Annotated in this window: 18 protein-coding genes and 1 tRNA gene; 17 read left to right on the forward strand and 2 right to left on the reverse strand. The window is 30.8% G+C overall.

Annotation, left to right across the window (positions count from 1 at the left end; all coding sequences use genetic code 11):
* Positions 1-353: 353 nt before the first annotated feature.
* From aspS to GC105_RS09445, 14 genes are all read left to right on the forward strand, one after another.
* On the forward strand, positions 354-2,126 hold the full coding sequence (gene aspS, locus GC105_RS09380; RefSeq protein WP_152804068.1) for an aspartate--tRNA ligase: 1,773 nt from the start codon (positions 354-356) through the stop codon (positions 2,124-2,126).
* A 111-nt stretch (positions 2,127-2,237) separates the two neighbouring features.
* Positions 2,238-2,675, forward strand: a complete 438-nt coding sequence (locus GC105_RS09385) for a SoxR reducing system RseC family protein (protein ID WP_152804069.1) — start codon at positions 2,238-2,240, stop codon at positions 2,673-2,675.
* Between the two features lie 143 nt (positions 2,676-2,818).
* A complete protein-coding gene (locus GC105_RS09390; RefSeq protein WP_152804071.1) occupies positions 2,819-3,511 on the forward strand; it encodes a response regulator transcription factor in 693 nt (230 codons plus the stop codon).
* Positions 3,512-3,514: 3 nt separating this feature from the next.
* A complete protein-coding gene (locus GC105_RS09395) occupies positions 3,515-5,269 on the forward strand; it encodes a HAMP domain-containing sensor histidine kinase (RefSeq protein WP_152804074.1) in 1,755 nt (584 codons plus the stop codon).
* A gap of 119 nt (positions 5,270-5,388) precedes the next feature.
* A complete protein-coding gene (locus GC105_RS09400; protein WP_246169809.1) occupies positions 5,389-6,240 on the forward strand; it encodes a phosphate ABC transporter substrate-binding protein in 852 nt (283 codons plus the stop codon).
* Positions 6,241-6,342: 102 nt separating this feature from the next.
* Positions 6,343-7,242, forward strand: a complete 900-nt coding sequence (gene pstC / locus GC105_RS09405; RefSeq protein ID WP_152804076.1) for a phosphate ABC transporter permease subunit PstC — start codon at positions 6,343-6,345, stop codon at positions 7,240-7,242.
* Between the two features lie 13 nt (positions 7,243-7,255).
* Positions 7,256-8,437: a phosphate ABC transporter permease PstA gene (pstA, locus tag GC105_RS17590; RefSeq protein WP_152804077.1), complete on the forward strand. Its 1,182-nt coding sequence runs from the start codon at positions 7,256-7,258 to the stop codon at positions 8,435-8,437.
* A 14-nt stretch (positions 8,438-8,451) separates the two neighbouring features.
* Positions 8,452-9,210, forward strand: coding sequence for a phosphate ABC transporter ATP-binding protein PstB (pstB, locus tag GC105_RS09415; RefSeq protein ID WP_152804078.1), 759 nt, complete (start codon positions 8,452-8,454; stop codon positions 9,208-9,210).
* 30 nt (positions 9,211-9,240) lie between these two features.
* Positions 9,241-9,894, forward strand: a complete 654-nt coding sequence (phoU, locus tag GC105_RS09420; protein ID WP_152804079.1) for a phosphate signaling complex protein PhoU — start codon at positions 9,241-9,243, stop codon at positions 9,892-9,894.
* Between the two features lie 68 nt (positions 9,895-9,962).
* Positions 9,963-10,856, forward strand: a complete 894-nt coding sequence (locus GC105_RS09425; protein WP_152804081.1) for a YIEGIA family protein — start codon at positions 9,963-9,965, stop codon at positions 10,854-10,856.
* Positions 10,857-10,922: 66 nt separating this feature from the next.
* Entirely contained in the window at positions 10,923-11,111 is a 189-nt protein-coding gene (locus GC105_RS09430) for a capping complex subunit for YIEGIA (protein ID WP_152804083.1), read from the forward strand.
* Positions 11,112-11,219: 108 nt separating this feature from the next.
* Positions 11,220-12,566 carry a DUF512 domain-containing protein gene (locus GC105_RS09435; protein ID WP_152804279.1) on the forward strand — a complete coding sequence of 449 codons (1,347 nt, stop codon included), beginning with the start codon at positions 11,220-11,222 and terminating at the stop codon, positions 12,564-12,566.
* 12 nt (positions 12,567-12,578) lie between these two features.
* Positions 12,579-13,907: a ribosome biogenesis GTPase Der gene (der, locus tag GC105_RS09440; RefSeq protein ID WP_152804086.1), complete on the forward strand. Its 1,329-nt coding sequence runs from the start codon at positions 12,579-12,581 to the stop codon at positions 13,905-13,907.
* Positions 13,897-14,937, forward strand: a complete 1,041-nt coding sequence (locus GC105_RS09445; protein WP_152804088.1) for an NAD(P)H-dependent glycerol-3-phosphate dehydrogenase — start codon at positions 13,897-13,899, stop codon at positions 14,935-14,937. Before der ends, GC105_RS09445 begins: the two co-directional genes overlap by 11 nt.
* Before the next feature lie 168 nt (positions 14,938-15,105).
* On the opposite strand, the gene ablB is transcribed toward GC105_RS09445, so the two are convergent.
* Together ablB and kamA are read right to left on the reverse strand one after the other, a co-directional pair.
* Positions 15,106-15,936 carry a putative beta-lysine N-acetyltransferase gene (gene ablB / locus GC105_RS09450; protein ID WP_152804090.1) on the reverse strand — a complete coding sequence of 277 codons (831 nt, stop codon included), beginning with the start codon at positions 15,934-15,936 and terminating at the stop codon, positions 15,106-15,108.
* Positions 15,937-16,097: 161 nt separating this feature from the next.
* Entirely contained in the window at positions 16,098-17,378 is a 1,281-nt protein-coding gene (gene kamA / locus GC105_RS09455) for a lysine 2,3-aminomutase (RefSeq protein ID WP_152804092.1), read from the reverse strand.
* A gap of 237 nt (positions 17,379-17,615) precedes the next feature.
* On the opposite strand from kamA, the gene spoIVA reads away from it, so the two are divergent.
* The 3 genes from spoIVA (at position 17,616) to GC105_RS09470 (ending at position 20,642) form a co-directional block, all read left to right on the forward strand.
* Complete coding sequence (spoIVA, locus tag GC105_RS09460) at positions 17,616-19,082, forward strand: stage IV sporulation protein A (RefSeq protein WP_152804094.1); 1,467 nt, start codon at positions 17,616-17,618, stop codon at positions 19,080-19,082.
* A gap of 147 nt (positions 19,083-19,229) precedes the next feature.
* Positions 19,230-19,306: transfer RNA gene (locus GC105_RS09465), tRNA-Pro, on the forward strand.
* 58 nt (positions 19,307-19,364) lie between these two features.
* Complete coding sequence (locus tag GC105_RS09470) at positions 19,365-20,642, forward strand: biotin/lipoyl attachment domain-containing protein (RefSeq protein ID WP_152804096.1); 1,278 nt, start codon at positions 19,365-19,367, stop codon at positions 20,640-20,642.

Genomic DNA, 20,642 nt, shown 5'->3' on the forward strand with positions numbered 1-20,642 from the left:
ATATGCCGACTACCGCGAACCTATTTAATTGCGAAGCAATTAGATAGGTTGAGAGGTAGAACTAATTGATATATCAATTTGAAAGGTCGCGTAGTACAAGACAAAACAAGTTTTTCATATGCCGACTACCGCGAACCTATTTAATTGCGAAGCAATTAGATAGGTTGAGAGGTAGAACTAATTGATATATCAATTTGAAAGGTCGCGTAGTACAATGCAGAACGAGTTTTTCATATGCCGACCACCGCGAACCTATCGAATTGCGAAGCAATTAGATAGGTCAGAGAAGAAGCAATTGATATATCAATCTAAAATGTTGAGGATAAATAACACATAAATTAGGAGGAAATTAAATGAATTCATTGTATAGGAGTCACATGTGTTCTGAGTTAAATGAAAGTAATATTGGAGAAAAAGTAAAGCTATGTGGATGGGTACAAAAATGGAGAGATCTAGGAGGAGTTATATTTATTGATTTACGAGATAGAAGTGGTATTATACAAATTGTATTTGATGAAAGTACTGATAGCGATGCATGTAAGATAGCTTCAACATTGAGAAATGAATACGTAATACAAGTAGAAGGTAATGTTATTAGAAGATCAGTAGAAACTGTCAACGATAATATAGCAACAGGTATTATAGAGGTCAAATGTGAGAGTGTTAATTTATTAGACCAGGCACAAAATCCTCCAATTTATATAGATGATGCTGATACTTCTAAAGAAAGTATAAGACTAAAATATAGATATTTAGACTTAAGAAAGCCAAGTATGCAAAGAAACCTTATTATCAGACATAAAGTAGCAGGTTTTATTAGAAATTATTTAGATGAAAATGGATTTATAGATGTCGAAACACCTATGTTAACAAAACCTACGCCAGAAGGAGCAAGAGATTTCTTAGTGCCTAGCAGAGTGCAAAAAGGTAATTTTTTTGCATTACCACAGTCACCTCAATTGTACAAACAAATTTTAATGGTTTCAGGTCTTGATAGATACTATCAGATTGTTAAGTGTTTTAGAGATGAAGATTTAAGACAAGATAGGCAACCTGAATTTACTCAAATAGATATAGAAATGTCTTTCGTAGACCAAGACGATATAATAAAGATTAACGAAGAAATGATTACTAAACTATTTAAAAAGATAAAGAATGTAGATATACCATTACCTATTCCAAGGATGCCTTATAAAGAAGCCATGGAAAGGTTCGGTTCAGATAAACCTGACATTAGATTTGGTTTAGAATTAGTAGATATTAAGAATGTATTTAAAGATAGCGGATTTAAAGTCTTTGCTGATAGCATAGCTAGTGGTGGTGATATTAGGGCAATCAATGCAAAAGGATGTGGTGAAAGCCTTAGTAGAAGAGAAATAGATGCATTAGTAGATTATGTAAAAATATATAAAGCAAAAGGACTAGCTTGGCTAAAAGTTACAGATACAGGTGTTAAGTCACCTATTGACAAATTCCTAAATGATGAAGAAGTATCCGGTTTACTATTAGCGACAAATGCTGAACCAGGAGATTTAATATTAATAGTAGCAGATAAACCAGATATTGTTTTTGATGCATTAGGACATCTAAGATTAGAACTTGCTAATAAACTTGATATTAAATATAAAAACGAGTATGAATTTTTATGGGTTACAGATTTCCCATTATTTGAATATTCGGATGAAGAAAAAAGATATATGGCAAAACACCATCCATTTACTTCTCCTAATGATGAAGATATTGAATTAATGGATACAGATCCTGGATCAGTAAGAGCTAAAGCATATGATTTAGTAGTTAATGGCGTAGAAATTGGTGGAGGAAGTATAAGAATTCACAATAAAGAGTTACAGGAAAAAATGTTTGAAGCATTGGGATTTACAAAGGAAAGTGCTTGGGAACAATTTGGATTTTTACTTGAAGCTTTTAAATATGGGACGCCTCCACATGGAGGAGTAGCTTATGGACTAGATAGAATTATGATGCTACTATTAGATTTAGATAATATAAAAGAAGTAATAGCATTTCCAAAGACGCAAAATCATGGCTGTCTAATGACAAATGCTCCTGGACCAGCAGAAGAAAGCAGATTGCGCGAATTAGGTCTAGAGTTACAAGAAGAATAATAATATTCTAGTTCTAAAACCATTGACGTGGCTGATGTAAAAATTGAATAATCTCAAAAAAACTGTTATAATACAATCATAGATGTGAGCAATTGTTAAAGAGGTGATACTTTGAAAGAGATTGGAATAGTTAACTCTATTAATGGAAATAAAGCTAGTGTAATAATACAACGAAGTGCTGCTTGTGGTGACTGTGGTGCTTGTCAAGTAGGCAAAGATAGACTTACTATGGAAACCTATGCTATTAACGAAATAAATGCTAAAGCAGGAGATAAGGTTGAAGTAGAGATGGCATTTAAAAACGTAATGAAAGCTGCTATTATAGCTTATGGTATACCTTTAATTATGTTTATTTTAGGTAGCGTATTAGGTACATTATATACAAATATAATTTTAGAGCAACCAGAAAATCCAATTATTAGCTTTTTATCAGGATTAATTTTAATGGCAGTCGCATATATGATTATTAGAGTTTTTGATAAAAGAGGTGCTTTTTCATTTACCTATGAGCCTCATATTACTACGATTATAAACGCAACAGAAAAATAAAATGTACAAAAAAGACTGTCATACATCAATGTATTGGCAGTCTTTTATTATATTATACTAAGTTAAGTTAAAGTTAACATATTCATAACATAAATAGTGTATTATAAAATTAAACCTTATTTTAGTAGGTAAGAGGAGGTATTATGGAAAAGATTATTGTAGTTGAAGATGAGATAAGCATATTTGAGTTAATTAAATTCAATCTTGAAAATAATGGCTATAAAGTAATAGGCGTACAAGACGGCGATATGGCTATTGAGACAATTCTATTAGAGCAACCTAATTTAGTTTTGTTAGACCTTATGTTGCCAGGAAAAGATGGAATAAGTATTTGTAGAGAAATTCGAGAAACTGCAGAGATTAAAAAGATACCTATTATAATTCTGACTGCTAAGGAAACAGAATTTGATAAGGTATTAGGTTTAGAACTTGGTGCAGATGATTATATAACTAAACCATTTAGTGTTAAAGAATTAATAGCTAGAATTAAAGCTATTCTACGAAGATTAGACAATAATGTTGAGAATCAAAATATAATAAAGTTTGACAATATAGAGTTACAACAAGATGCTTTTAGAGTATATAAGGAAGGTGTTCTAGTAAACTTTACCTTAAAAGAATACGAGTTACTCTTATTATTGGTAAAAAACAAAGGTAAGGTATTAAGTAGAAATTATTTACTTGATGCTATATGGGGTTATGATTATATTGGTGAGACTAGAACTGTAGATGTGCATATTCGCCATATTAGACAAAAAATAGAGATAGATGATGCAAACCCTAAATATATCGAAACCGTAAGAGGGGTAGGCTATCGGTTTAATTACGAGGAGTAAATTATGTACAAACGAATATTAGTATATTTTATAATGATCTTATTTTTATGTGTATCAATACTTAGTTTTAAAACTTATTCTTATACAAAAGATGAATACTACAACCATGTGGAAAAATCTTTAACTGACGGTGCTAACATAATCATAAGTAATATTACATCTTATGATGATTTTATTCAGTTACCTTCAAAAAAAAATATCTTACAATTTTCTAATATAACAGATTCAAGACTTACTATAATAAGTACTGAAGGAGAAGTTATATTTGAGTCGAATGCGGACAGAGAGAAACTAGAAAATCACGCACAACGTCCTGAGATTAAGAATGCACTGATGGGAGATATAAGTGTAAATATTCGGTATAGCACTACAGTAGGTGAGGACATGATGTATGTTGCAGTACCAATTATAATAGATGATATTGTTATTGGTGTTGTTAGGAATTCTGTTTCATTAGATACTTTGCGTGCTATGACTAATAGAATTACTAGGGACATAATTACTACACTTATTATTACATTAAGTATATCAATTATAGCTTTTTATTTATTGATAAATGGCATAATAAAGCCTCTAGGACAAACTACGAGATTTGCTAAAGATATAGCTAATGGCAATTATGGAAAAAGATTAAGTATGATAAGAGATGATGAAATAGGAAGTTTATCAAGTTCTTTAAACCACATGGCTACTCAATTAGAGTCGTCATTTAATCAATTATCCCAGAGAAATATTGAACTAGAGTCGGTATTATCCAGTATCAAAAACGGTATTATAGCAATTAATAAATTAGATGAGATTATTTTGATAAATAATACAGCATTAAATATGTTGAATTTACCTAAGAACAAAGATTTAATAGGCAAAAATATATTAGAGGCTATAAGAACACACGAACTGTATAAATCAATTACTGAACTTCAGTCAAGTCAAAATATAAATCAAAGGTTTTTAGAAACACAGATAGAAGAACATATATATAGTATATACACAAAACCTATTGTTGAAAATTCTTCAAGTGGATTATTAATAGTGATAGAAGATATTACACAAATAAGAAAACTTGAAAATATTAGAAAAGATTTTGTTGCCAATGTTACACATGAATTAAAAACGCCAATTACTTCAATCAAAGGATTTATAGAAACACTGATAAGTGGAGACGTTGTTGATCCAGATACTAGAAATAAGTTTTACAATATAATTGAAAATGAGTCAGATCGCTTAATTCGTTTAGTAGAGGATATACTAACTCTCTCTAGTTTAGATAGTCAAGCGAAAATTAATTATTATGAAGTCGAAAAAATAAATGTAAAGGCTCAAATGGATGATATTTATGCTCTCATGAAAAAAAATGCATTAGATAAGAACGTGGAGCTTTTACTAACAATAGCAGATGATGTAGATACTATTCAATTTAATAGCAACTATTTTAAACAGATGATGATTAATTTAATAGATAATGCGATAAAGTACAATAAAATAAGTGGTTGTGTAGAAGTTAAAATTAACTCCAAGGATAACAATGTGATTATTGAAGTGATTGACAATGGAGTGGGTATGCACGATAAAGATTTGCACAGGATCTTTGAGAGATTTTATAGAATTGATAAGGGTAGAGCAAGACAAGCTGGTGGTACAGGTCTAGGTTTAGCTATTGTAAAACATATTGTTCAAATACAAGGTTGTGAAATTAAGGTAGAAAGCAAGTTGAACAAAGGAACTAAGTTCACAATAACTATTCCGGTAAAACAATAGTATTGGAGTACTTAACATATACTTAACCTAGTATTAACTTTATCTAAACCTTTGAAGTAAATTATTTTGCTACAATAATTGTAGAAACTAATTTTACTTTTGAAAGGAGATTTACTAAGTTGAAAAAATATACGATTTTTATTTTGATTATGTTAATGGCGTTTACTTTAGCAACAGGATGTCAAGGAGGTTCAGAAGATGATTCTGAAGGACAGGTATCAGGAGATGTAACAAATCTTACAGGAGAAATTGTTGGAGGAGGATCTACATCTACAAAGAATATTATGGAAGCAACAGGAGAAGAATTTACAGCAATAAATCCAGATGTAATATTTGAATATAACTCTACTGGTTCTTCTGATGGGGTAAAAGGTGCAGATGAAGGTACTTATGCAATTGGAACTGCTTCTAGACAAATTAAAGAGGAAGAAAAAGCTTCAAACTTAACAGAAAAAGTTTTTGCATTTGACGGTATTGCAGTTATTGTTCATCCTGACAATGACATACAAGATATTACAATTGAACAAATAGCTAAGGTTTATAAAGGTGAGATAGTTAATTGGTCAGAATTAGGTGGAGAAGACGCACCTATAGTAGTTGTTAGTAGGGAAGATGGCTCAGGTACAAGAGGTGCTTTTGAAGAGATAATCGACTTTGAAGAAGCTCTTACTGCAGATGCTACTATAGGAGAAGGAAACGGTAATGTACAATCTACAGTTGCAGGTAATGCTAATTCAATTGGTTATGTATCATTTACTTATATAGATTCTACTGTTAAGGCTTTAACCGTAGAAGGGATAGAAGCGACTACAGAAAATGTTTTAAATGAAAGTTATAAAGTATCTAGACCATTTGTTATGGTTTATCACGAAGAAAATCTTAATGATGCTACTAAAGCGTATATAGAATTTTTAATGTCTAGTGAAGGTCAAAAAATTGTAGAATCAGAAGGCGGAATTCCAGTAAAATAGGAAGTACACATAGATATAGGGATCGCTGTACTCCCCCAAGCGGTCCCGTTTTATATATAAACCTTCTATTACTATAAAACATTAAATAATGGAGGTTACAAATTGAATTTAACAAAAAATAATAGAACTGATAAAAATCGAAAAGAAACATTTTTTAAATATTTGTTTTTGTTTTGTGCATTTGTAGCGGTAATAAGTGTCTTTGCCATTACATTTTTTGTTTTTGCTAGAGGATTAAAGCCTTTTATGCCTTGGAATGATAGTGGATATTCTTTAATAGATTTTTTATCTGGAGTGGAGTGGAGACCCGGATCAGATAAATTTGGGATATTGTATATGATAATAGGTTCACTACTTGCTACTATCGGCGCAATAACTATTGGAGTTCCAATAGGCCTATTTACTGCAGTTTTTATTGCTGAATTGGCTCCAAAAAAAATCGCAAATATCGTGAGGCCTGCAGTAGAATTATTAGCTGGTATTCCATCTATATTATATGGAGTATTTGGTTTAGGTATGATTGTAAAAATACTTACAAAGTATTCGCCTAACGCACAAGGACAGTCTTTATTAGCTACAATACTTGTTTTAACAATAATGATACTACCAACGGTTATAACTATGTCTGAGACAGCGATACGAGCTGTACCAAGTTGTTATAGAGATGGATCGCTAGCTTTAGGTGCATCAAAAATCCAGACAGTATTTAAGGTTATAATACCTGCGGCAAAATCAGGTATTTTTGCAGGTGTAGTCTTAGGTATCGGTAGAGCTATAGGTGAAACTATGGCAGTAATGTTAGTTAGTGGTAATCCAATAGCAGGTATTCCAACATCTCTTTGGGATAGAGTTCGCCCACTTACTACAAATATTGCACTAGAAATGGGATATGCGTCTGGTACACATCAAGATCTCTTGTTTTCTACTGGTGTAGTATTATTTATTTTTATAATGATTATAAATTTAGCATTAAATAAATTAGTACATAACAAAATTAAATGATGTGGAGGAATAAATGAGAAAGGCGAAAGACTATTTAGCAAAGATACTGATATATTTGTCCTCCTTTATCACCGTAGGAGTACTATTAGCAATAATAGCTTATATATTTATTAATGGAATTGGACTGATTAATTGGTCGTTCTTTACTAATGAATACAATGATAAAACTTATTACTTACAGTTTGAAGCAAATAAACTCCAACTAAGTGATAATTCTTATAAAGATAATATTCCTTATACTAGAAATGTAATAAATAATGACAGTGAACCTTTATACATAGAAGAACTTGGTGGAGCTATTATTGAGTCTAAAAAAGGCTCAGATATAGAATTTATAATTTCATACGTAGAAAAAAGTTCTAGTATGCTTGAAGCTAAAGATCGCAGAGGTGAAATAGTAGGTATAAAAGAAGGTTATATAATCAGAAGTATTAATGGAGAAAACATTGAGGATAAAAATTTAGAAGAAATTAGTAATATAGTGGGAGATATACAAGGTAATATAGAGTTGAAAGTAACTAACCCTGGAAATGGGGTTTTTACAAATATTATTACTACATTGTACATGATACTCTTATCTTTATCTATAGCTACCCCTATAGGTATTTTAGCAGCCATATACCTAGTAGAATACGCAAGGCCAGGTAAGCTTGTAAGCACAATAAGATTTGCTACAGAAAGTTTAGCTGGAATTCCATCTATAATTTATGGACTTTTCGGTATGGCATTCTTTGTAGTATTTTTAAAATTTAGTCTCTCACTACTAGCAGGAGCATTGACAATTAGTATAATACTATTACCGGTAATTATAAGAAGTACGGAAGAAGCTTTAAAAGCAGTACCAGATTCTTATAGAGAAGCTTCTTATGGGCTTGGAGCTACAAAGTTGCAAACTATATCAAAAATTATTATACCAAGCGCTATGCCAGGTATTTTAGTAGCTGTTATTCTTAGTATTGGTAGAATAATTGGAGAATCTGCAGCCCTACTGTTAACTGCTGGTACAGTTTCAAAAATACCAGAGAACCTTTTTTCTTCTGGTGGGACATTAACTGTCCAGGCATATTATGTGGCTAAGGAAGAGGCGAATATTGAGATGGCATGTGCCATAGGAATTGTAGTAATTTTACTTATAATTATACTTAATTTAATAGCAAAACTAATATCTAAAATTTTCAATAAAGCAAATTATTAGAAAGGAGTAACTAAATGGTAGATAACAATAAATTTTATATAAAAGACTTAAATCTATACTATGACACATTAAGAGCATTAAAAGACGTCAATTTACAAATTAAATCTAATAAGGTTACTGCATTTATTGGTCCTTCTGGTTGTGGAAAATCAACATTAATTAGATGCTTAAATAGAATGAATGACTTAATTGAAGGTGTTAAAATCAATGGCTTAGTAGCTATAGATAATACGGATATATATGGAGACATCGATGTTATTACATTGAGGACTAAAGTTGGTATGGTTTTTCAGAAACCAAATCCTTTTCCTATGAGTTGCTACGATAATATTGCTTATGGCCCTAGATGTCAGGGGGTTAAAAGTAAAACAGATATAGATGCTATTGTTGAGAAGAGTTTAAAACAAGCTGCTCTATGGGATGAGGTAAAAGACAGGCTAAATAAATCTGCATTAGGTTTATCAGGAGGTCAACAGCAAAGACTTTGTATTGCACGTGCAATTGCTATGGAGCCAGAGGTGATATTGATGGATGAACCTACCTCTGCGTTAGATCCTATTGCGACTGCAAAAATAGAAGAATTAATAGAGAATTTAAAGAAGTCATATACTATTGTAATAGTAACTCATTCTATGCAACAAGCAGCTAGAATATCTGATAATACAGCTTTTTTCTTATCAGGTGAAATAATTGAAAGTGACACAACGTCGAATATATTTACAAATCCTATTAATAAAAAAACAGAAGATTATATTACAGGAAGGTTCGGTTGATGAAATAAAAAAACAAATGGAGGTGTTTATATGGTTCATAGAAAAGGCTTTGATAGTGAATTGGATATGTTACATAAGGAAATTTTGGTTATGAGTTCAATAGTAGAACAAATGTTGAGAGATTCAATAATTGCTTTAAAAGATAAAAATATTGATCTTGCAATTAATGTTATACAAAGAGATGATTTAATAGATAAAAAAGAAATAGATATTCAAGAATTATGTGTCTTGATCATTGCTACACAGCAACCTGTAGCGAAAGATTTAAGGATTGTAACTTCAGCATTTAAAATTATTTCTAACTTGGAAAGAATAGCAGACCATGCAGTAAACATTTCAGAAATAACTATAAAGTTAAGAGATCAGAAATATTTCAAAAGCTTAATAGATATACCTAAATTATCTGATATGTCTATTGAACTTATAAAGTTGAGCATTGATGCTTATGTAAATCTCGATATATCCAATATGGATGAAATTATTCAGAAAGAAAATGCAATTGATAATCTTTTTAGATACCTTTATAGAGAGTTAGTATCTATTATGATTAAAGACCCACAAGTAATCGAACAAGCTTCGAGTTTTATATTTGTTTCAAGCTATTTAGAACGAGTTGCAGATCATGGAATCAATATATTTGAGTCAATTAACTATATTGTAACAGGTAATTATCTTGACTTATAAGTATAAAGTAAATTCTAATGGAAAGCCTAAAGATTATTGAAAAATATCTTTAGGCTTTTGGTGATGATATGGAAAATACTAATTTACTAATATTCACATCTATAATAATGGGCACTTTTGCAAGAATTTTTATGATACGAATTGATTATCGACAATATCCTAGCTATCCACAGTCCTTTGTTTCACATTTAATATTGGGATTTGTTGCAGCGTGCCTAGGTTCTGTTGTAATACCTGCATTTGTCTCACAGGATTATAGTGCTGTTACTTTTTTAGCCTTGGCAACTTCTCAATTTAAGGATATAAGAAATATGGAAAGGCAAAGTTTAGAAAATTTAGAAGATACAGAACTAGTAATGAGAGGAATGGCTTATATTGAAGATATTTCTAAGAGGTTTGAGGCTAGAAATTACGTAGCATTCATAACAGCTCTATTTGTATGCGGTATATCTATAGTAATTTCAAATTTTTTTACGCTCTATTTACAAATTGCTCTAAGTGTAGTTGGCGGATTTTGTATAATATTATTTCTAAATAAACTAATGAAAGCTGATACAATAATCGATATAGCAGAAGTAAAAGAAGCGACAATAAATTTCAAAGGTCCACTTATGTGTGTCGATGATGTAGTAATTATGAATATTGGTCACAATGTATCGAAAGAAATTCTCATAGAAAAAGCTGTTGCTATTATGTTGTACCCTAATGACGTTAATTCAGTAGCAACCTTAGCAAATATAGGTCAAAGACAGGCAATATTACACAATCTAGCTACGCAATTAGGAATACGTAAAGATGTAGATGAACCGGATTTCACACCTTTAGCTAGAAGAGAGCCAGAAACTGGAAATATAGCAATTGTAGTTTTAGCAATGAATAATAATATAGATGATATGATAAGTGCAACTAAAAAAGTTCCCGTTCTTGAGAGCTCAAGAAGAAAACCTAAGAAAACGTCTTAAGTGTATTAAAGTAAGATAGGAAAAGTCTAAATATAATGATAAATATAAATGAAAGAGGGATATACGATGCCAAGCAGTGATATTATCGTAGCTGTAATTACTACCAATAAAAAGAAAATTCTATTTAGTGGTCCACCGGTTTTTTATGCAAAAACAAGAGAAGAAATGGAAAAGACTGCACTATTATTATCAAAAACCACAATGGCGATGATTCACGATTTAGAAAATGAATGTCTAGTTATAGTAAAACATTAGATATTATCTAATCAAGCAATCTAGCTATTTATAGTGATTTTGATTCAGGTAGATTGTCGCTAGTAAATGGAGCTATTTGCTAATATCTCTTGCCTTTATTCTCTGCTAATGATACTATACATAAAGATTAAGTTAAAGGGTGGACAAATGAAATACGATATAATTATAGAAGAAATAGAGGAAAATAGTATTGCTGAAGAGTTAGGGATTGAACCGGGAGATATCCTGCTAAGTGTAAACGATAAGAAGCCTAAAGATATACTAGAATACAGGTATTTGACGGATGAAGAGTTTCTAATCATAGAAATACAAAAAAAGAACGGGCAAATATGGCAACTAGATATTGAGAAGGATTACGACGAAAATATTGGAATTGTATTTGTAGAAGAGATTATTGATAAACCTAAAAGTTGTCATAATAACTGTGTATTTTGTTTTATAAATCAATTACCTAAAGGAATGAGAGAAAGTCTTTATTTTAAAGACGATGATACTAGACTTTCTTTTTTGCATGGTAACTACGTTACACTAACTAATTTATCGGAAGATGATATAAATAGAATAATAGAGTATAGGATACAGCCTATCAATATTTCTGTACACACTACAAACCCAGAGCTTAGAATATCGATGTTAAATAATAAAAAGGCTTCGAATATAAACATCCTATTAAAGAGATTTCAAGTCAATAAAATTTCAATGAATATTCAGATTGTTTTAGTTCCAGATTATAATGATAGGAAAGAGTTAGATAGAACTTTAAATGATTTAACGAAGCTATATCCTTATGTAAACTCAATTTCTGTTGTGCCTGTAGGGTTGACAAAACACCGTGATAATTTGATTGAGATTAGAAGTTTTACCAAAGAGGAATGTTTCGAGTTAGTGGCACAAATTGAAAATATACAAAATGAAATGATAAAGAAGTATAGTAGACATGTTGTTTATCCCAGTGATGAATTTTTTATAAAGGGTAAGAAGGAGATTCCTATTAGTTCATATTATGAGGAATTCTCACAACTAGAAAATGGAGTAGGAATGGTATCATTATTTTTGCAACAATGCTATGATACTTTAAATAATCATTACATTAATACTAAGCCTAAAAAAATAACTATTGTAACTGGAGATTTAGTATTTAATTATATAAATAAAGTAACTACAATAGTGATGAAAAAATATCCTGAAATAGATATTAAAATTATTAAAATATTTAATAATTTTTTTGGAAACGAGATTACTGTTGCTGGACTTATCACCGCTACTGATATTATTGATCAAATAAAAGATTACTCATTAGTGGGAGAAGTTTTGTTTCCAAACAGTATGCTTCGCCATGAACAAGACATGTTTTTAGATAATATAAGCGTAGAGCAAGTATCAGAGATATTAAATCTTAATATGATTCCTATGGAAATAGATGGGAAAAAATTTATTGAGAAATTATTATACTAAGGAGGATTTTACATGCAAAAGCCAGTAGTTGCAGTGGTAGGAAGGCCTAATGTGGGTAAATCTACCCTTTTTAATAAAATTGCGGGATCAAGAATATCAATAGTAGAAGATACACCTGGAGTAACAAGAGATAGAATCTTTGCAGACTGTGAATGGTTAGGACATAAATTTTCATTAATAGATACAGGGGGAATTGAACCTTTTTCTAAAGATATTATTTTGTCACAAATGAGACGACAAGCTCAGCTAGCAATCGACACAGCCGATGTTATACTATTATTAGTGGATGGTAGGGTTGGAATGACGCCAGCTGATTTAGAAGTTTCAAATATGATAAGAAAAACAAAAACGCCAGTCTTGTTAGTCGTAAATAAAATCGAAACAAAATCTTTAGAAAAAGATATATTTGAATTTTACAATTTAGGTCTAGGTGATCCAATAGCTATTTCCGCTGAGCAAGCATTAGGATTAGGCGATTTGCTAGATGAAGTTATTAAATCCTTTGAAAAATCCGAGATAGATTTTGAAGAAGATGATAGACTGAAAATTGCAGTTTTAGGAAAACCTAATGTGGGTAAATCAACTCTTGTCAATCGACTCTTAGGTGAAGAGAGAGTTATCGTAAGTAATATTCCTGGAACTACTAGAGATGCAATTGACTCAGTTTTTAAGTATTATGGTGAAGAATATGTTCTAATTGATACAGCAGGACTTAGGAAAAAAAATAAAATATACGATGATATAGAAAAATATAGCATAGTTCGAGCAGTTGCAGCTGTAGAGAGAGCAGATGTATGTTTGCTTTTAATTGATGCAGAAACTGGCATAACTGAGCAAGATGCAAAAATTGCTGGTATTGCACACAACAGAGGGAAAGCAGCGATTATCGTAGTAAATAAATGGGATACAATAGATAAAGATAATACAACTATTAAATCATTTGAAAAAGATATTCGTTCAAAACTATCCTTTATGAGTTATGCACCTATACTATATATATCTGCTCTGGATGGACAAAGAGTAAATAAAGTAATGGAAACTGTATTACAAGTTAGTAATGAACATGCAAAGAGAATAACTACAGGCCTATTAAATGATATTATAAGCGAGGCTATACTACTCAATCAACCTCCTTCAGATAAAGGTAGAAGGCTAAAAATTTACTATGCAACTCAAGCAACTATTAGACCACCAACATTTATTTTATTTGTAAATACTAAGGATATATTACATTTCTCGTATGTTAGATATCTAGAAAATCAGATTCGAAACTCATTTGGTTTTGTTGGAACACCTATTAAGTTTCTAATTCGAGAAAAATCAGATAAGGATGGGAAGTGATTATTTGAAAATTGCAGTTATAGGGGCCGGAAGTTGGGGAACAGCAATAGCAAGCCTACTAGGTGGAAAAGGTCACAATGTACATTTATGGCATAGAAGAGAAGAAATCATAAACAATATAAAGTTAGAAAAGGAAAATAAAAAGTATCTTCCAGGTATTAATTTGGGTGATAGTATTTATCCAAGCTCAGATTTAGAATTAGTTGTTAAGGATTCACAAATCATTGTATTGGCAGTAGCATCACAAGGAGTACGAGATATATGTACAAGTCTAGAACCTTATGTAAATAGTGATCAACAAATAATAAATCTTGCAAAAGGTTTAGAGGACAAGACTTATCTTAGATTGTCTCAAGTAATAAATGAAATATTGCCTTACAATGAAGTATACGTATTGTCAGGACCAAGTCATGCTGAAGAAGTTGCTAAACATATTCCTACAACTGTTGTAATATCGGGTGAACGTAAGGACAAATGCGAGTTTTTACAAGATGTATTCACTACTGATAGTTTTAGAGTATATACAAATCCAGATATTGTGGGAGTAGAACTTGGAGGAGCGCTAAAAAATATTATTGCACTTGGTGCTGGTATGTCAGATGGTCTTGGATATGGGGATAATAGTAAAGCAGCTCTAATGACTAGAGGGATTGTGGAGATTAGTAGACTGGGAAAAGTGCTAGGCGCAAAGAGCGAAACCTTTGCAGGATTAACAGGTATAGGTGATTTAATAGTAACTTGTACGAGTGTACATAGCAGAAATCGGAGAGCAGGCATACTACTTGGACAAGGTATGGATTTGGAAAATGTATTAAATGATATTGGAATGGTTATAGAGGGTATAAAAGCAACAAAAATTGCTTACGAAATTTCTAATCTTTATAATTGTGATATGCCAATAACATCTGCAATATACAAAGTACTCTATGAAAATGCTAATGTAAAAGACGTTGTACATCGAATGATGAATAGAAAAAACAAACATGAAATTGAAGAAATTAATAGCTTGTTTTATCATGGATGGAATTAGCTTTGAAGTATCTAGTATCTATATTAGAATTTGAAAATTAATAATGCAAATAAGGCGCTGTCCACTTAGGAATGGCGCCTTATTTGTTGTAACATTAGAAAGTGACGCCGGCATCAGAAAACCAAAACCTAAGATTTTCTGATGAAGTTCCACGATTATAAATAAGAACTATATTAGTAGTTTGTACCAAACATTCATACTTTCTATTCCTCCAGATATATTGGTATTGTTTTTTAGCGTGCCTGAAAAATTGTATCCATGCTTTGAGAAAGTAATATTCATAGCATATGAAAGGGATCTGGCTATAGTATAGGCTGTTATAATTCCTCTTTTTTTCATTGTGGACTCCATTTTTTCTAACAAATATGAACTAAATCCCATTCCTCTATATTTGGGTAATGTACCAAAATCGGTCATCTCAACATTGTGCATCTGTTCATCCATTTCACTTGATGATACAGATACTAGTTGAGTATCTTTCCATATAGTAAAATAAATAACATTGTACTTCATTGTATCAACAATATATTGCTCATCGTGTATTGGAAAAGGATATGTTTTAAATATTATTCTATAGAGGTTAGATATTTCCTTAGAATCATTTAGATTTGCAATTCTATAGTGAAACCCTTTAGGTAATGCATTTGGAATAGGAGATACATCTTTGCGCTTAGAAGCAGTATCTAATACATTAGTAATATGGATTTCGTCGATTACTTCTCGATCTTTATGAAAGTATTTAGCAAAAAAATAGCCATCTTCTACTCCACGATATAAATGTGGAATTTTAGCTTCCATTGCATATTTCTTTTCTATGAAAAGAGACTTTGAAGAAGAAGGTGTCTTGGCAACTATTTTAGTGTAGTTATTTTTAATCGCTAATTTATCTAAATATTCAAGTGTATCTAAAGAATTATCAAATTTAATTATATATATCCTATTATTATCTTTATCGTGTTGTATTACTGAGTTACCAATATTAGTTATAGATCCGTTCATTGTTAATTCACTCCTTCAAGAATAGCGTCGTTTTATTCAAGTATAATAGCAAAGTTTTGGCCTTAGCAAGCTAGTCGAACTTTCCTATCATATAACGAACAGAGACACACTCTATGTGTGTCTCTATTTTATCCCATAGAAAATTTATATGCCTTTTTACCTCAACTTAGTTCTGGTGAAAATGATATAGTTTTATCGTAATCAGAAAGCAATCTTTCTATACCTACAGCTTTTCTTTTATGAATATTGGGGGAACTTAAGGTTAAATTGCACTCATCACATTTTAAATCACATGAATTTGACGAATAAGTGTCAGATTCATTATAAGTAGTTATAACACCTTCATAATTTCTTAACACAACTTTGTTATGAGACCAAGAAACGATATAATTAGGCATAACAGGAATCTTACCTCCACCACCTGGTGCATCAACTACATAAGTTGGTACAGCAAAACCACTAGTATGACCACGAAGAGATTCCATAATCTCAATTCCTTTACCTATTGTAGTTCTAAAATGAGATAATCCATTTGACATATCACATTGATATATATAATAGGGCCTTACTCTATTTTGTACTAATTTTCGCACTAAATTTTTCATTATATATGAACAGTCGTTAACTCCAGCTAATAAAACAGATTGATTTCCAAGTGGGATACCACAATCAGCTAACTTTTTTAATGCCTCTTTAGATGACTCTGTAATCTCATTTGGATGGTTAAAGTGTGTGTTTAACCATAAGGGGTTATGTTTTTTTAGTATATTAACTAATTTATCTGTAATACGAAAGGGCAATACAACAGGAACTCGTGTTCCAATCCTTATAACTTCAACGTGAGGTATTTTTTTGACTTCTGTAAGTATCCAATCTAGAAATTCATCTGATAATAAAAGCGGATCTCCTCCTGAAAGTAATACATCTCTAATTTTGGAGTGATTTCTTATATATTCTAGAGCTCCTGATAAAGCTTGTTTATTTTGATTATAATCATTGTCTCCAACTTTTCGCTTTCTAGTACAGTGTCTACAATACATTGCACAAGTATTACTTACATGTAGTAATACACGGTCAGGATAACGATGTGTAAGTCCAGGTACAGGACTATCTATATCCTCTGATAATGGGTCTTGCATATCATATTCATTTATTATTAATTCATCTTTACTAGGAACAGATTGTCTAAATATAGGATCGCTTTCTAAATTTTCCTTATCTATTAATGATAGATAGTATGGTGTAATTGCCATAGGGAATATAGCCATTGTTGAATTTATCTTGTCTTTTGTTTCCTTATCCATTTTAATTCCAAGAAAAGTTTCTAATCCTTGAACATCGCGTATGGAATTTTTAATTTGCCATCTCCAATCAGTCCAGTTTTTATAGATGCTTTTTAATTCAATATCCTCATCATTGGAAATATTAATTGCTTCAATCATTTTCGTCTCCTTTTTTTGTTTTTAAGTAACAACTTGATTATACTACATAAGTTGTTACTTGTAAAATATTATCTAATTTTAACTCTCTTATTTAGCAATGAATAAAAATTCCTACTCAATAAAGTTTCACTTTATTTAATGTATTACACGATTAAATAAAAAAAAAATTATTTCTTGCATATATAAAGTCTCCTTGAATAAGTATTATTATGGACAATGAATCGAGGAGGTTTTTGGATGAATTTTAATGTATATGAAGATATAGCACAGAGGACTAATGGTGATATTTATTTGGGAGTTGTTGGACCAGTAAGAACTGGAAAATCCACCTTTATTAAAAAGTTTATGGAAAAGTTAGTTATTCCTAATATGGAACATGAATTTCAAGCTTTACGAGCAAAAGATGAGTTGCCACAGAGTGGTTCTGGCAGAACAATAATGACTACAGAACCTAAATTTGTTCCCAATGAAGCAATCAACGTAAGCTTAGATGACAAAAGTAGCATGAAAGTTAGATTAATTGACTGTGTGGGATATCTTATTGACGATGTAATTGGATCAGTTGAAGATGGAGCTCCACGTATGATTATGACGCCTTGGAGCGATACTCCTGTAACATTTGCTAAAGCGGCAGAAACAGGGACACAGAAAGTAATTCAAGATCACTCAACTATTGGTATACTAGTAACAACTGATGGTTCTATTGTAGATATACCTAGAGAAAAATATTTAGAAGCTGAGGAGCGAGTAGTAAAGGAGCTAAAAGAGATTAATAAACCTTTTGTAATTATATTAAATACTAGATATCCAAATAGTGAAGAAATATCTGTACTTAAAGATCAATTAGCTGAAAAATACGATACAACTGTAATTCCTGTCGATATAGCTAATATTGAAGTAAAGGATATTACTAATATATTACAAGAAGTCTTATACGAATTCCCAATTAAAGAAATTAAATTTAATGTACCTATTTGGTTAAAGGGAATAGATGACAGTGAAGTTGTTAAACAAAATATGATGGAACTGATACAACAAAAAATAAGTAGTTCTGTAAAAATAAGAGATATTTTAAGAGAAGTAGAGGTTGACTTTACTAATATTTCAGTAAAACCAGGAAAAATTAATTTAGGTAAAGGTGAGATTAATTTTGACTTTAATGTGGATGACAAAACATTTTATAGTTCTCTAAACTTAAACACATCAGAACAGCTAAATAATAAATTAGATTTGATGAACTATATAAAAGAAATATCAGAGATAAATGCTGAGTACACAAAAATAAAAAGTGCCCTAGATAGCGCAAAAAATAGAGGATATGGAATTGTATTACCAGAATCAAGTGAATTGAAATTAGAAAGTCCTGAAATATCTGGTCATGGAAATAGATATGGAATGAGATTAAAAGCTAGTGCTCCTTCTATTCACTTAATAAGCGCTCACGTTGATACTGAAGTAACACCTTTCATAGGATCTCAGAGTGAGTGTGAGAGAATTATGAGTGAGATGATGGAACAATTTGAAGAAGACCCAGAAAAAATGTGGCAAATGGAAATCTTCGGAAAGAACCTAAACGAATTAGTTATGACTAATCTAAATAGCAAAATAGCAAGAATGTCAGAGGATAACCAAGATAAGATAAAAGCAACTCTTTCAAAAGTACTCAACGAAAATGGAAGAGGAATAGTGTTTATAATTATTTAACAAACTGATTAATAAAGCTCTAGCGAGAGTTATCGCAAGAGCTTTTATTTTACAGATAAATTAACAAGATTGAATATATTATATTTATAGATTAAGATTGTGCTTGATAAATATTAGAGGTATTATTATAATATATATTATGTATATCTGGGTGTAGCGCAGTTTGGTAGCGCGCGTGAATGGGGTTCACGAGGCCGGAGGTTCAAATCCTCTCACTCAGACCATTTTTATACGAAATTATTAGACAAGCTCTTCTTATGCTAAAGGAATAGGTGATCTGAAATGGCGAAAAAAAAGAAAAGAGCAAATAATAATATATTGTTTTACATTGCTATAGCAACTGTGCTTATACTCATATGGGCCAATTATAATAGTAAAAAAGTTCAAATTTTATCAATAGAAGAATATAGCGAGACTTACGAAACAGAAGCTATAATTATTAAAAACGAAGAAATAAAAAACTTAAACAATCAAGTAGATTTCACGGTAAAAGAAGGTCAAAGAGTATCTATAAACAAAGTATTATCTGACTCTAAGAATATTACTTTTACTGAATACTATAATAGAGAAATCGATATAATAAACTGGATTTTAGACAATGAAGCGTATACAGATAAGAACTTATTTGATAGAGATATTTCTATGATAGATGAACAAATTGAAGATATTGAAAAAGATATTTCATGGGCTGAAAATTTTAATGATTCCGATAAGATACAAAATTTAGAGCAAAAAAAAGATGAATTATTAAAGCAGAAATCTTATATAATTAATTCGTTTCAGTATATAGGCCTTAATAAAGACACATTAATTGAGTTGAAAGAAAAATATAGTGGAGTAAAAGACAGTACAGGTTCGAGTTTCACTCTCAATAAACTAAATTTTAATTTCCCTGGATTTATCTATTTTAAATCCGATGGCTATGAGAACGTATTAAGTAAAAACATATTAGAATTCTTAACACCTGAGTACATACGAAATTTAGAGAATTATAATAAAAATAATAATGAAACCAGTCAAACTATAAAGATAGTTGACGATACATATGTATACTTGAGTATAGTATCATCGAAGGATTTAGTACTTAACCAGGAAGAAAGAGTATTAGAAAGAAAAGAAGAAATAATGGAAACCTTAGAAATAGATAGTTTAAACGAATATTATGAATATCTGAATTCGCGCTTTGATGTACTAAAAAGGTTTCCGAGTATACAGTTTGAGTATGAAGATACTAAGAATAAAGGTTATATTATTGATATTCGCGAATATGGCGAAGAGAAGCTAATTATTTTACAATTAAAAGATAATATTAATCAAAAGTTTTTAGCTGAACGGCAGGCACAATTAAGTCTAATTACATATGCTCGTGATGGATATATTATACCTGAGAAGTCTTTAGTTAAAGTAGATGGAAAAGACAATATAGTGATCATGAGTAAAGGATATTTAAAAAAGTATGTAGAGGTAACAATATCCAACAAAAATAATGGAAATGTTTTTTTAGCTAATTCAGAGAATGAAAATATAACGAATGGAATGAGATTAATAGTTAATCCATAG

This window comes from Alkalibaculum sporogenes (assembly GCF_009362815.1).
Classification (GTDB): domain Bacteria; phylum Bacillota; class Clostridia; order Eubacteriales; family Alkalibacteraceae; genus Alkalibaculum_A; species Alkalibaculum_A sporogenes.